Here is a 13,187-nt window from a genome sequence, read left to right as displayed (position 1 = left end):
AGGAGGGAAATATTATGGCTGCCAAGAGCGGGGTTGCGCTGGTTGCCGATCCTTCACCGGAAGCGGCGGGCAAAAAGAAAAAATATTACCGGAAGAATGTCGAGTTTTTTAAGCTGCTTGAAAAGATTAAGCTGTGGCCGTCGCGGTCCGGTATGCTGCATGGCATTAAGTCTATCAAAATTACCGGTGATATTGCGGAAGTGGTTACCCATTGTGATGAGAAGTTCATTGTATGGAATTCGCGTACAAGCAGGGCTGCCCGTTGGCTGCGCAATAAATGGTGTGTTTGTGCCTGCAAAAAATGCAAGATACCGGCCTGGAAGCTTGAAAAATACACAAGCACCATGATGACGCAAAAATGGGGTTCTAATTTATAATTGCAAAATTATCATTTGATTTTTGGGGGATGAGAGCATGAATGGCAAAGAACGTGTATTAAAAACTTTACAATTTGAACCGGTGGACAGAACACCCTGGGTTCCCTACGCAGGCGTTCAGACCGCCAACCTGATTGGCGTGGATGCGGAGACCTATCTCAAAAGCGCGGACAATATCGTAAAAGGCATTATGAAAGCGTATGAAATGTATCAGCCGGACGGACTGCCCATCGTGTTTGATGTGCAGATGGAGGCGGAAGCCCTGGGCTGTGTTCTCAAATGGGCCAAGGACAATCCGCCGGCCGTAGATGTGCATGTCTTAGAACATAAGGAACTCTCTGAACTCAAACTGCCTACCGAGAGAGACGGCCGCTACCCGATCGCGCTGGAAGCCGCCCGCCGGCTGGTCGCCGAACTGGGCGATAAAGTTGCTCTCTATGCCCTCATCTGCGGGCCGTTTACGCTGGCCTTGCATTTAAAAGGAACCGCACTTTTTTCCGATATGATCAAACGGCATGAAAAGGTTGATGAACTGCTTGCTTTCTGTTTGCAGGTTTGCAAAGACCTGTCCGGGATGTATGCGGCAACCGGTGTCGATATTATTGCCGTTGTCGATCCGATGACTTCGCAAATTGCACCGAAGCAGTTTGAGCGCTTTGTTAAGCCGGTAACCACCGAGCTGAACCGCTATGTAAAATCATTGGGACTCAAAGTAACCAGCTTCTGTTGCGGCAACGCCACCAAAAACATTGAACTTATGTGCCAAACCGAAACAAACGGCATAGCGTTTGATGAAAATGTCAGTCTGGCTTATGCCAAAGATATCGCCACTAAATATAAAGTTTCCTATGGCGGCAATTTGCCGTTAACCACGGTAATGATGTTTGGCTCGCCGCTGGAAAATGTGGAAGAAGCCCGCAAAGAAATTGAAATCGGCCAGGGAGTGGGCTATATTCTTTCTCCCGGCTGTGACATTCCTTTCGATACTCCCATAAACAACCTTGTCGCCATTTCGAATTTTATCAATGGCAAAGCCTCCTCGCTGGAGTTGTTGGAATCCGAACAGCAGTTTCATGATGAAGATGAGCCTGTGTTTGACGATGTGGAAATTAAACCCGGCCAGGTATTCATCGAAATTGTGACCCTGGATTCAGAAGGCTGTCCGCCTTGCCAGTATATGTGCGAGTCGGTAAAAAAAGTGCTGCCGCGTTATGAAGGCCGGCTTACCTGGCGCGAATCGCTGGTAAAGACCCGGGCGGGGATTAAACGCATGGCCACCCTGGGAGTAAAAAATCTGCCGGCAATGCTCATCAATAATGAAGTGGTGTTTGACAATATTATTCCGTCAGACAGTGAACTGATTGCGGCCATTGAAAAGCGTATTGGCTAATTATAGGATTAAATTATGATAGCCTAGAGCTTACTCTAGGCTTATCGCGCATTAAGCGATACTGGGAGGGGTTATGATGGGTGACAGAAAACCGATAAAGCTTTTTTTACTGACCGGTTTTCTGGGGGCGGGAAAAACCACCCTCTTAAAACGAATCATCGACAGACTTGCCGGCCATAAAATCGGCATATTAATGAATGAATTCGGCAAAATCAGTGTTGACGGGGTTTTGCTGCAGAAAAGCGGGATTGATATTGTAGAGATTAATAACGGATCGGTATTTTGTAGTTGTCTGAAAGGGGCCTTCATCGACGCTTTGATTAGCTATTCGGAATTGCCGATTGACTATTTGTTTGTGGAAGCTTCCGGGATGGCTGACCCTTCAAGCATTGAGCATATTCTTCATTCAGTCGTGGGTAAGGTAAAGGGCAAAGAGTATGATTATCAGGGGGCCGTCTGTGTGGTCGATGCCCTTCATTTCCTGGACCAGGCCGATGTGCTGCTTGCCCTTGACCGTCAGGTGGCGACCAGTAATATGATTATTGTCAATAAAGTGGACTTGATTGATGAACAGACTTTGACGCAGGTTGAACAACGAATAACAAATAGTAATCCCGCCGCAGAACTTGTGAGAGCCAGTCATTGTGCTGTTGATACTGATTTTTTGACCCGCAGACTAAAAAAGACGGAGTATGCCGTTTGCCAGGAAACCTGCAATACTCCCGGCAACAGGCCTGTGGCGCATGTTCTTAAGGCCGAGGGCAGATTTGACAAAGCCGTATTCGAAGATTTTCTGCAGGCACTGCTTCCCTGGACGCTAAGGATGAAAGGCTTCTTCCGGCTGAAAGAAGGCTGGTATCAGGTAGATACGGTAGGTAACCAGAGCGAAATTAAACCGACAGATATTGTGAGGCCGGTATCCGAGTTAGTAGTGATTTCGGCTAAGGGGCTGCCGGCACTTGATGAGATTTATCAGAACTGGGATAAACGCTTTTCGGAAAAGCTGATTTTGCAGTAGCGTTACCGGTAGTCATGGCTACGCAATGCAAGAACGACCCGAACCTATAAAAAAGCCGCCCACCCGAAGGTAGAGCGGCATTGACCCCAAAAACGTGACGCGGGAACAGGGTGCCCCAAATCTAAAGATCAATAGATTTGGGGCACTGTTTTTTTATCGCAGCAAATTGCTATTTTTTGATCGCCTTGAAAGCTTCCGTTTGTTGCTTGATCCCCACTTCGGTTGCAAACCGTTCAATACTGGAAGCGCCAAAGAAACCTTCCACATCATGCGTGTTGGCGATGATATACTGCGCGTCTGCCGGTTCGGCGATAGGACCGCCATGGCATAAAACAATAATGTTCGGATTCACCGCTTTACCGGCGTCACAAATGGCTTGTACCTTGGCAACACAGTCGTCGAGCGTCAGCGCTGTTTTAGCTCCAATGGTTCCCTTGGTGGTTAATCCCATATGAGCAACGAGTATATCGGCTCCGGCTTTGGCCATTTTTACGGCTTGCTCGGTATCAAATACATAGGGGGAAGTTACCATATCAAGTTCATGTGCCTTCTTGATCATCTCGACTTCCAGATCGTAGCCCATGCCGGTTTCTTCCAGGTTTTGCCGGAATACGCCGTCAATAAGGCCGACTGTGGGAAAGTTCTGAACGCCGGCAAAGCCCTGTTCTTTTAGCTGTTTTAAAAACACTTCCATGATGCGGAACGGATCGGTGCCGCAAACGCCGGCTAAAACGGGTGTGTGTTTCACCACCGGCAGTACCTCCGCGCCCATTTCAACAACAATTTTGTTGGCATCGCCGTAGGATAGTAGTCCGGCAAGCGATCCCCGGCCTGCCATTCTGTACTTTCCGGAATTGTAAATGATAATTAAATCGACGCCCCCGGCTTCACCGCTCTTGGCCGATATGCCGGCGCCGGCGCCGGCGCCCACAATGATTTTACCGGCGGCGATTTCCGTCTTCAATTTTTTTAATACTTCACTTCTGGTTTGTAACATTAAAAATGCCTCCTATCTGTTTTTTCTTTTAGCAGCTCGACTAATTTTTGTGCGGCTGCCGTGGAAAATTCAGTATCATTGATATTCGCATCCACTTCGATAATTTCTACCAGCGGATTGATGATGTTTTCTTTGAGCGTTTTGAATAACATGGCGTCCTCCTCCGGACCATGAAAAGGCTGCCCGGGGGCATCAATCATCGAGACTCCTTTCAGCGGAAGCAATAAAGCCGCCCTTGCTTGACACATGTTTAATTTTGCGGCGATCGCCAGTCCCAGTTGCCTATTTTCCTCAACCGTGGTTCGCATCAAGGTCACTGTAGGATTGTGTTTATAAAAATTGCGTCCGCTGTATTTACCCGGAACGGTGGCAATGGGTCCGAAGTTCACCATATCCAGGGCACCGACGGAAACAACCTGGGGTATTTGGTTAAGGGCGGCGGCTTCCAGCCTTTTGTCTCCTGCCGCCATGTTGCCGCCCATGAGTTCATCACACCACTCGGTTGTGGTAATATCAAAAACTCCCTCGATATAGCCGTCTTTGATCAAATTTTCCATAGCTTTGCCACCCGTTCCGGTCGCATGGAAGATTAAAACCTCATAGCCATGTTGTTCCAAATATTCTCTTGCCTGGTTGACACACGGTGTCGTCACTCCGAACATGGAAGCCGCAATCAAGGGTTTCTTCTCCAACACTTGCTTCACTTCAAACTTTACCATTCCGGCGATGGCCAGGGCGGCATTGGTAAAGATTTTCGTCGAGATGGAATTTAAGCCTGCAACATCCACAATGGAAGGATACATAAAGATATCGCTTGTTCCCACATACATGGATACATCCCCGGCAGCAACGGTTGAGACCATAACTTTCGGCACACCGACCGGCAATGCTCGCATGCCGGGAGTAACCAGTGAGGTTCCGCCGCTTCCGCCGCAGGCGATTATGCCGTCGAACTTACCTTTTGCATAGAGTTTGGGCAGTAATTTTTCCAGTCCCCGGGAGAGTACATCGGTGGCTAAAGCTCTGTCTTTTTTCGCTGCGATTTCCTTGATATCCGCACCCACAGCTCCGGCAATTTCCTCATTGGAAACATCCACTGTCAATTTTGGCTCAAACACTCCCGTATGAATCATGAATGTCTTTAGGCCCAGGCTTTGAATAATCTCCTGGAGATAACCAAACTCGAGACTTTTGGAGTCAAACGTTCCGGCAATGGCAACTGTTTTCATCATAACCCCTCCTCGTAACCATTTATCGTCGACCTTAGTGGAATTTTCCTGTTAGTAAAATAATACTGTTTATTCTGATAAATTTACATGCATATTTGTCTGATATTCATGTGTTTATGTACTATTTCCAAAATAACAAAGCCGCTCTAAAATTCCCGCGTTGGTTAAGCAGGAATAAAGAGCGGCTTTCAATCTCCACCTCATTTAAATCTAATTTGATATTTTTCCGGCGAAATTCCAGTTAGCCTTTTAAATGTTTTGCTGAAATGCGCGTAGTCTTTAAATCCCACCATGTTCGCCACTTCGTTTAGCCTAATGTTGTTAAACTTCATGATTTCTTTCGCCTTACTGATCCTAAATTGGACTAAATATTCAGGGAATGTGCACCCTACCTCTTTCTTGAACAAAGCACTTAAATGCGACCTGGAAATATGCGCAACATTCGCGAGGTCCGAGAACAAAACTTCATTCATATAATTAACTGAGACATATTCCTTAATAAAATCGACATAATCATAGTGATTTTTAACGCCTTCGATCATCTTTACCAGAAGCTCATCCTGCTCAATATATCCTGTTTTTTTAAAAGCCTTGGTTATATTTGTGATAGCGTCTTCCGATGGTATTCTCTCAAAAGATGAGCCGCCGATATATCCCATAGTTTTTGTATTGTTATACATAAAACTAAGATCTATAGGAGTTTTTACCGGCCCGCCATAGATCATTTTAATGGTATCGACGCTAACTTCATCGCAAGCATTAAAAATTTCATCGGCAATTAGTTTCGCCGAGTGCAATGACAATACTTTTTTTGCTCCGATATAGCCGCCCTTCGTAAGGCCTAAATGAGCACATATTAAGTCTGCTCCTGCTTTTAACATTTCCTTTGCCTGCCGGGCATCAAAAACGAAGGCAAGGGTGAACAAATTCTTGTTATGGGCAATCCTAATAGCTTCAATTTCACGCTCAAACGAAATGCCATCTTCCTCAAGAGCTTCCCTGAATTGTCCGTCAATCATGCCTACTGTGGGAAAATTGTTAATACCGGAGAAACCTTGGGCGCTGATTAAGTCTATATATTCATCCAGTTCTATCGTTGGATCGGTAGCATTCAGCCCAAAAATTACCGGGATTTCTTTGGCTACAGGAATGATCTCACGCGTACCAAAGTCGATTACCATCTCGTTACAGTTAGCAAACGGCAGCCAGCCCGCCAGAGAGCTTTGTCCCATTTGTCGAAACCGGCCGGAATTAAGGGCAAGTAACAGATCGGCTCCGGCTTTTAACGCATATTTTGCCGTAATTCCTGCTCCCACCGCCACACCGATGATATGTCCGGTGATTCTTATCTGGTTTTTCAGTTTCTTCAATACTTGCTCCCGCTGCCAAGCCACTTGCGCACATCCTTTCGTGTGAGGAGAAGCTAAGCACATATTCCTATGTATATTATAGCCACATTCCTATAGAACTGCATCACTTTGTTGGTACAAATCTTCCAAAGACATGGGGGATGCTTCTGTTTTGTCACTGCAGCGCCGCATAAACGCAATTGATTTTATTCCTGTTTTTTAATTACCAAGGCTGGCAATACTATATATCCAAACGACGTTGAAAGGGGTAGAAAAGTGAATCAGGAAAGCGCAATAATTACTCAGGCAATTCCCTTCCCGCCACAGCATCAAAACCAGCAGCCAGGTATAGAATCGCAAATGAATCCCCGTCCGGTAGCAATTTGGGACAACTATCGCCCAAGCGGTAAACTCGAAAACAAAACAGCTTTGATCAGCGGCGGCGACAGCGGCATTGGCCGTGCAGCAGCATTGATTTTTCTATCTTGCAAAAGCTGCTCTGCCACAGCTAAAAAACGGAAGTGTTATTATCAATACCACCTCCGTTACCGCCTATGAAGGCCATGAGCAGTTAATTGATTATGCCGCTACCAAAGGCGCCATCGTGGCTTTTACCCGTTCGTTATCCCTCTCCCTTGTTAAACAGGGGATCCGTGTTAATGGTGTTGCCCCCGGGCCAATCTGGACACCGCTGATTCCTGCCTCTTTTTCCGACCGGCATGTCGCCCGGTTCGGCCGGAACACGCCGATGAAACGAGCGGGACAGCCGGCTGAAGTAGCTCCCTGTTATGTATTTTTGGCTTCACAGGACTCGGTATATATGTCCGGCCAAATCCTTCACGTTAATGGGGGCACTATCGTTAACGGGTAAAAATTCTGTCCGCAAATTCCCCTGAAGAAGGTGACAGGGATAGAATTGCCGGACTACCGTTTTCGGACAATCATTCACGAAGCAAAGGAAAGCAGAAAAGTACGTCCTTTGCTTCACCCTTGTATATAGAGAGAAAGCCGATGTGCAAACCTAGTTAGCGGCTTCTTTTTGATTGATAAATTCAACGAAACTTTTGGCGAGCTTTGGATCAAATTGAGTGCCCATTCCTGCCTCAATTTCCTTTAAGGCTGTCTGTTTATCACGAGCCGGCCTATAGGGGCGGTCATGGGTTATGGTGTCATAGGTATCGGCAATAGTGAATATACGGGCCAAAAAAGGTATCTGGTCTTCCTTCAGTCCGCAGGGATAGCCTAACCCGTCCCAGCGTTCGTGCAGCGCAAGAATAATATCTGCCAAAACCGGTTCGTCAATAGACTGCGCCATCCGATAGCCGACTTCGCTGTGGCTTTTTATTATATCCCATTCACTGGCTGTCAGCGTCCGGGGACTGCCGAGTATACCGGCAGGTATAGCAACCTTGCCGATATCATGAAGCTGTGCAAGCTGGTTTAGCAGTTTTCGTTCAGCAGCAGGCAAATCTATACCAAGGAAGGCAACAAATTCATCTACCAATTGCCTTACTCTTGCCGGATGTCCCTCGCTTTCAAAGCAGCGGTTTAGCAGCATGCCTTCGAGGTTTGTTACAATACTTTTGCGTACGCTTTTGTTTTTTGTCAGTTTGTCATTGTACATTCTATGCTCGGCGACACTAAGCATTTCCATAATACGGGCACTCCCGGCAGTCTGGGTTTCAGCGCCGATTGCCACACTTAGCGGAATGGCGCAGTCTGTTCTTGCCGCACAGGCGTTTCGAATTTGTCCACATACCTGTAAGCATTCTTCTTGGTCTGTTTGGGGAAGTACGATAACAAATTCATCGCCCCCCCAGCGGGCAATAATGTCTGTCGGGCGGCAGGATATTTTCAGCGCATTGGCCAGAGCTACCAGCAGCTTGTCCCCCTGTTGATGGCCAAATACGTCGTTCGCCAGTTTTAGGCCATTCATATCGGCCATGATAACACTTAAGGGTAAGGCTTCCGGTTTCTCCAGTTCCGGCAGCATAGCTTCGATATGGGCTCGGTTATGAAGGGCTGTAAGTTTATCATGATAGCTTAAAAAGCGTATTTGTGCTTCTGCCTGCAGCCTCTCGGTTATATCGGTTAAAATCATCATGACAAGAGTTTGTTCTGGTGCAGTATCAGACTGCGTGATGAGTTTGCATTCAACACTAACGGTCTTCTCGCCAATTTGCATAACCGGGGGTAGTTGTTGCAGTGCTCCGTCACTATCGCTGTTTGGACTCAGGAATACGTGCCCCAGAATTTTTCGCAGCCGTTCTTGCAGCCCGTCATTTCCCTGTCCCAAAAGCTGGACAATTGATAAGCCCGCAATTTTTTTGCCAAAGACTTTTATACAGGCAGCGCTGTACTGCCGGTCAATTTTTAAATCGCTGGCAAACGTTAGGAACCCTTGGTTGGCATTATCTAATAATGTCTGGATATCGCTTTGGTGCCGCTGCAGCATTTTCCCCTGGCTGTCACTGATGTGAAAGACTTTTCGGGTAATGGTCAGCAGTCGCTGGTATTGATTTACCAGAGATTTATAGCGGGGCATAAGCTTATTGCCGTTATAACGCCGATTGCTGAGATCAGCCTGGGCGGATTCCAAAATTCTCCGTTCGGGTGCAAATAAGTCCTCATCGGTTACTCGCATGTAATCACCTGCCTAACGAGAAGCCCACGACTGTGATGTCATCCCGTTGAGATTCATTTCCCATATAATCAGCCAACACGGTCTCAAAAGCCTTTCCCTGCTGGGACATCACTTGTTCATCTTGGGTAGCAATGGTCTCTACAAATCTTTTTCTGCCAAAAGGATAGTCTTTTTCGCCGCCGTTTTGATCCAGATACCCGTCTGTTGTCAGATAAAATTGGTCGCCTGCCTCAATTTCCCAGCTGTGATTGGTAAATGCAAGTTCGCTAGAAGAGCGGCGATAGCCGATGCTCTTGTTGTCGGCCTTAATCCTGGTAACCTGGTTTTGGCGATTAATATATAAAGAAATTTTTGCTCCTGCAAATAGTAATTGCTTATGATTGTCAATACGGCAAATGCCGATGTCCAGTCCATCGTCAGTCATTTGTCCGGAACTGTTCTGATGCAGAGTTTCTTTTATCCGCCGGTTTAATTCCGCCAGGATGTCGGCTGGCTCGGTATAATGCTGATCGATAATATGATTTAAAATCGTGTTGACCGCCATCGTCATAAAGGCGCCCGGTACGCCATGACCGGTACAATCGGCCAAGGCGATAAAGCTTCTGTCGGCATCAATCCGGCGCAGCCAATAAAAGTCGCCGCCAACAATATCGCGCGGCTGCCACAGAATAAAATAATCGTGAAATACGGCCCGTATCTCTTCTTCTGTTGCCAGAATGGATTCCTGGAGCCTTTTGGCATAATCAATACTATCGATAATTTTTTGGTTTTTTTCAGCCAATTCCCGGGTGCGGTCATGTACCTGCTTTTCCATTTCCGCCGTAATCAGCAAGGCTCGTTTTAACGGATTAGCTATCCGGCGGGAGACAAGATAAAAAACTACGATCATGAGGAGCAGCGCAATAAGACTGGCAACCATGGTATTGAGCTTAATATTACCAAGCAGCGCAATACTCTCTTTGCGGGGAATCTGAAAGACCAGTTTCCAATCGGTTGCTTTTGTTGTTTGATAAGCCAAGTCTACTGTTTCTCCGGCCGGGTTGACATACTCAATAATTCTGGGGGATGAGGACAAGGCGCCGTTATCTTTGATGACCTGAGAAACAACGTTTTCCGGGACAAAATCATTGAGATAGTTTCCGTTATGCGCAAGATTGTCGGATAAATAAATCTTGCCGTTCCTGTCAATTAACCATAAGTTGCTTTCCTCGCCCAATTTGTAATTCTGAAATTCCCGTGCTATTTCTTTGAGACTTAACCCCACCCCGGCTACGCCAATGGGATGCTCAACATTACCGACCAGGGCATTGAGGAAGACAAAGGTATCCTGTCTGCCGCTGTTGTAGTCGAGATTTAAATTGACAGCCTTACCGGATGCAAGTGCGGCATAGAACCATTGCGAGTTAGGATCAACAGGAGACATTACTTGTATGAGTTTGAATCCTTCCGCCCAATAATGATTGGTTATCGCACTGACAATGAACGAATTGGCATAATCATAATGTTGAGAAATATCATTAATCTTTTGTTGGGCGTACTTACCTAAACGCTCGTCTTGTTCGCCGCTCCTAATCCATTGGATTATCGCCGGATCCTGCGCCAAAAGCAGGGAGGTTTCTTTTGCCCGTTCAATACGGCCGTCGATTTTAGAGGATATCGATTCAATGATATAGATGAGATCCCGGGTTTTCAGTTTTTCGACGACAGCATTCCGGGTTATATAGTAACTCATGACGCCTGTGAGCATGACAGATAGCACGATGATGATGCAGGCAAATACAACAACCTTAATCGTGCCGCGGTCATAGAGGAGCTCTCTGTTTATGTGACAGGAGGTATGCCCTCCCTCATCTCTGCTGGTTCGGTTCATTTCTCTTCTGCCACCGGACAAATTTCAAAAGGTATCGTTAAGTCCTCTTTGAATTCTTCGGCACATTCCAGTGCCATCTCATTTTCTTCGTCATAGTACCAGCGGACGGTTGCTTTTTGTCCGTCCTGGTGGGCGTCTTCCAGCTTTTCCAGCAGCATCATGATGCACTTTGAACTACTGGTGTTGATATAAGGCATGTAAAAGTATATTTCCAATACGACTTCCTGCTCAAATTGCTGCAAGTAACGATCGACCCAATGAAAGACAGGTTCGTAGAACTTAAAAGCGTTTTCCGGATAGGACTGTCCTTCAATACGCAGTTTGTGGTTTTGGGCATTGAACTGAATTTCCGGGGTGGATTTAGTTTTTTCTATATATAGATCTTGCATGTCAATCCTCCTAGATAGAAACCTTCAATGTAAAAAATGATACATCTTCATCTATTTTCACCAGCGAATAACTGAGAGGCCGGCTTGCGCGCCGCGCTATATCAATAAGTCCAAGACCCGCACCGCTGCTCCCCGGCGCAATGGCTTTTCTCATCTGTTCCTTGTAGAGCTTTTTTAAGCCAGCCTTATCTAAACTGGAGATTTGATCCAGTCTCGCTGTCAGCGGACCGATATCCTGGTTTTCGATAAAATTGCCCGAAGATACAAAGTAGGCATCTTCCGTTTTGCCAATAGCGACAATGCCGGAATTTACTATCCGGTCTCCCGTAGGGGAACCACTCTTTTCTGCTCCGTAGTTTTTGATGTTCTGTGTCTGTTCAATAAAGACGGAAAAAACATTATAGGTGTCATTCTGCGATATCGCTTCCGTCTCTAAATACTTCTTTACAGCGTCGCCCAACTGTTCGATAATTGCCTGAGTAAAACGACCGGAAAAATTTATTAATACTCCATAATTTTGCAGTGTTCTTTGCAGATCCAACAAATTAAGTTCCATATAAATGCCTCCTAAAAAAGCATCAATTTTAAATTTACATCTTTCGACACCCCGGTAGGGTTATCCTGCCTTACTGTAAAAGATAACAGAAAAGTAACAATGCGGTAAAACGTAGTATACGTAGGTATACGTACAGGGACGAAAGATATCGTTATGTAGTGTTTTTGACCTGAGCAAAAAGACTGCCCCTATCGGTTTGCTATGATAAGGGCAGTCTTTTTGTTATGGCGGAATTTAATAAAATGAGAAGCAAGCGAAAGAGCTATGACGGAAACGTTAATAAGTCTACGTTTACAGTGCTGAAAATTTGCTCTATCTTTCTTTGCGAAGCCAGCAGCAAATTACGGATGAGCGACATCTTTTCGGGAGTTGCCCGGAATTTGGGGATGCTGACACTGATGGCGGCAATCACCTGACCATCTTTGCAGAGCGGTACGGCCAGACACTGCACGTTATTGGTGATTTCTTCGGATTCTGTGGCTACATTAGATTCGCGGATCAGGCAAATTTCTTCATAGAGGCAGGAAAAATCGGTTATGGTTTGGGGCGTGAAAGCTTGCAAGCCCTGAGGATAGAGTTCGTGTAGCTGCTGGCGGGAATGGCGGCTCAGCAAAGCTTTACCTACCGCGGTGCAGTAGGCGGGGATCTTTTTGCCGGCAAAGGAGACCAGACGAATGGGTTCAAGCGAATCAATCTTGGCAATATACAAAACGTCTCCCTTGACGAGAATCCCCATCTGACAGGTTTCGAGACTTTGGTTCACAATGTATTGCATTTCCTCTTTTATGATGTTGAGAATATTTAAGTCCTCTAAATAAGATGAGCCGACAACAAAAGCATTAATGCTGATGGAATAGCGGGACGTCATTTTGTTCAACGAAATGAATTTTCGGTGACAAAGAGTACGGATAATGGGCAGGATTGTACTTTTAGGAGCGTCAATAGCCACCGCTATTTCCGTTAATGTATGGCCCTCGTTGGAAGACGCAAGCAGTTCCAGGATATCCAGTACCCGGGACGTGGGGCGATGTTCATCAAAAGACAACAAGTAACATCCTCGTATAGTATATTTACAGTCAGTTTTAAGCAATAAATCCAATCCATAAATGACCGCATGAGAAAAATGAATTGGAATTACCAGAAGGGATCTTCTTGGAGTATAATCTTCATCAGGTTTTACATAAAAGGTTTGTTCTATATCATCCTGTTGCACCTCACGGTGACTTCAAAGAAAGACTGTTCCCTTCGTTCCTTTTGTTAACTTCAGACCCAGGTGTTGTTCCTGCAGACCGGATGCTGTGGGTAGCAGCCAGCTAGACTACCTATCTGTAGAGTTCTGATTTGTGCGAGGGTGTTGATGCATCGGAA

At 46.0% G+C, this 13,187-nt stretch carries 13 protein-coding genes; 5 read left to right on the top strand and 8 right to left on the bottom strand.

The genetic code is table 11. From position 1 onward, the window contains the following. The first annotated feature begins 14 nt into the window (after positions 1 to 14). From pylSn to BLR65_RS25405, 3 genes are all read left to right on the top strand, one after another. Positions 15 to 377, top strand: a complete 363-nt coding sequence (pylSn, locus tag BLR65_RS25415) for a pyrrolysine--tRNA(Pyl) ligase small subunit (protein WP_093797107.1) — start codon at positions 15 to 17, stop codon at positions 375 to 377. A 37-nt stretch (positions 378 to 414) separates the two neighbouring features. Next, on the top strand, positions 415 to 1,767 hold the full coding sequence (locus BLR65_RS25410) for a uroporphyrinogen decarboxylase family protein (protein ID WP_093797105.1): 1,353 nt from the start codon (positions 415 to 417) through the stop codon (positions 1,765 to 1,767). Positions 1,768 to 1,840: 73 nt separating this feature from the next. Continuing rightward, the gene (locus BLR65_RS25405) at positions 1,841 to 2,785 is read left to right on the top strand and encodes a CobW family GTP-binding protein (protein ID WP_093797103.1); all 945 of its coding nucleotides are present in this window, start codon (positions 1,841 to 1,843) and stop codon (positions 2,783 to 2,785) included. A 169-nt stretch (positions 2,786 to 2,954) separates the two neighbouring features. On the opposite strand, the gene BLR65_RS25400 is transcribed toward BLR65_RS25405, so the two are convergent. The 3 genes from BLR65_RS25400 to BLR65_RS25390 all read right to left on the bottom strand — a co-directional run bounded on the left by BLR65_RS25400 (position 2,955) and on the right by BLR65_RS25390 (position 6,405). After that, positions 2,955 to 3,782 (bottom strand): phosphoenolpyruvate hydrolase family protein, encoded by an 828-nt coding sequence (locus BLR65_RS25400; RefSeq protein WP_093797101.1) that lies wholly within the window; start codon positions 3,780 to 3,782, stop codon positions 2,955 to 2,957. Then, the gene (locus tag BLR65_RS25395; protein ID WP_245693043.1) at positions 3,782 to 5,014 is read right to left on the bottom strand and encodes a Tm-1-like ATP-binding domain-containing protein; all 1,233 of its coding nucleotides are present in this window, start codon (positions 5,012 to 5,014) and stop codon (positions 3,782 to 3,784) included. The genes BLR65_RS25400 and BLR65_RS25395 overlap by 1 nt, the downstream gene beginning before the upstream one ends. Positions 5,015 to 5,211: 197 nt before the next feature. Then, the gene (locus BLR65_RS25390; protein WP_211285042.1) at positions 5,212 to 6,405 is read right to left on the bottom strand and encodes a phosphoenolpyruvate hydrolase family protein; all 1,194 of its coding nucleotides are present in this window, start codon (positions 6,403 to 6,405) and stop codon (positions 5,212 to 5,214) included. 231 nt (positions 6,406 to 6,636) lie between these two features. On the opposite strand from BLR65_RS25390, the gene BLR65_RS31950 reads away from it, so the two are divergent. Beyond that, the gene (locus BLR65_RS31950) at positions 6,637 to 6,918 is read left to right on the top strand and encodes a Rossmann-fold NAD(P)-binding domain-containing protein (protein ID WP_245693042.1); all 282 of its coding nucleotides are present in this window, start codon (positions 6,637 to 6,639) and stop codon (positions 6,916 to 6,918) included. Beyond that, positions 6,860 to 7,231, top strand: coding sequence for an SDR family oxidoreductase (locus BLR65_RS25385; RefSeq protein WP_425441026.1), 372 nt, complete (start codon positions 6,860 to 6,862; stop codon positions 7,229 to 7,231). Before BLR65_RS31950 ends, BLR65_RS25385 begins: the two co-directional genes overlap by 59 nt. A gap of 150 nt (positions 7,232 to 7,381) precedes the next feature. On the opposite strand, the gene BLR65_RS25380 is transcribed toward BLR65_RS25385, so the two are convergent. The 5 genes from BLR65_RS25380 to BLR65_RS25360 form a co-directional block, all read right to left on the bottom strand. Continuing rightward, positions 7,382 to 9,004, bottom strand: a complete 1,623-nt coding sequence (locus tag BLR65_RS25380; RefSeq protein ID WP_093797095.1) for a sensor domain-containing diguanylate cyclase/phosphohydrolase — start codon at positions 9,002 to 9,004, stop codon at positions 7,382 to 7,384. Positions 9,005 to 9,008: 4 nt separating this feature from the next. Beyond that, positions 9,009 to 10,874, bottom strand: coding sequence for a SpoIIE family protein phosphatase (locus tag BLR65_RS25375; RefSeq protein WP_093797093.1), 1,866 nt, complete (start codon positions 10,872 to 10,874; stop codon positions 9,009 to 9,011). Further along, complete coding sequence (locus BLR65_RS25370) at positions 10,871 to 11,263, bottom strand: DUF1987 domain-containing protein (RefSeq protein WP_093797091.1); 393 nt, start codon at positions 11,261 to 11,263, stop codon at positions 10,871 to 10,873. Before BLR65_RS25370 ends, BLR65_RS25375 begins: the two co-directional genes overlap by 4 nt. Positions 11,264 to 11,273: 10 nt before the next feature. After that, positions 11,274 to 11,819, bottom strand: a complete 546-nt coding sequence (locus BLR65_RS25365; RefSeq protein ID WP_093797089.1) for a SiaB family protein kinase — start codon at positions 11,817 to 11,819, stop codon at positions 11,274 to 11,276. A gap of 262 nt (positions 11,820 to 12,081) precedes the next feature. Then, a complete protein-coding gene (locus tag BLR65_RS25360) occupies positions 12,082 to 12,864 on the bottom strand; it encodes an IclR family transcriptional regulator (protein WP_093797087.1) in 783 nt (260 codons plus the stop codon). Positions 12,865 to 13,187: the final 323 nt, after the last annotated feature.

It is taken from the genome of Sporomusa acidovorans (genome assembly GCF_900101845.1).
Classification (GTDB): domain Bacteria; phylum Bacillota; class Negativicutes; order Sporomusales; family Sporomusaceae; genus Sporomusa; species Sporomusa acidovorans.
The sequence above is the reverse complement of the archived record's forward strand: the minus strand, read 5'-3'. Positions and strand labels throughout refer to the sequence as shown.

Excerpts from the sequence above, each read along its gene's own strand:
- pylSn (WP_093797107.1), top strand. The coding sequence starts at position 15 with ATGGCTGCCAAGAGCGGGGTTGCGCTGGTTGCCGATCCTTCACCGGAA.
- BLR65_RS25410 (WP_093797105.1), top strand. The coding sequence starts at position 415 with ATGAATGGCAAAGAACGTGTATTAAAAACTTTACAATTTGAACCGGTG.
- BLR65_RS25405 (WP_093797103.1), top strand. The coding sequence starts at position 1,841 with ATGATGGGTGACAGAAAACCGATAAAGCTTTTTTTACTGACCGGTTTT.
- BLR65_RS25400 (WP_093797101.1), bottom strand. The coding sequence starts at position 3,782 with ATGTTACAAACCAGAAGTGAAGTATTAAAAAAATTGAAGACGGAAATC.
- BLR65_RS25395 (WP_245693043.1), bottom strand. The coding sequence starts at position 5,014 with ATGATGAAAACAGTTGCCATTGCCGGAACGTTTGACTCCAAAAGTCTC.
- BLR65_RS25380 (WP_093797095.1), bottom strand. The coding sequence starts at position 9,004 with ATGCGAGTAACCGATGAGGACTTATTTGCACCCGAACGGAGAATTTTG.
- BLR65_RS25375 (WP_093797093.1), bottom strand. The coding sequence starts at position 10,874 with ATGAACCGAACCAGCAGAGATGAGGGAGGGCATACCTCCTGTCACATA.
- BLR65_RS25370 (WP_093797091.1), bottom strand. The coding sequence starts at position 11,263 with ATGCAAGATCTATATATAGAAAAAACTAAATCCACCCCGGAAATTCAG.
- BLR65_RS25365 (WP_093797089.1), bottom strand. The coding sequence starts at position 11,819 with ATGGAACTTAATTTGTTGGATCTGCAAAGAACACTGCAAAATTATGGA.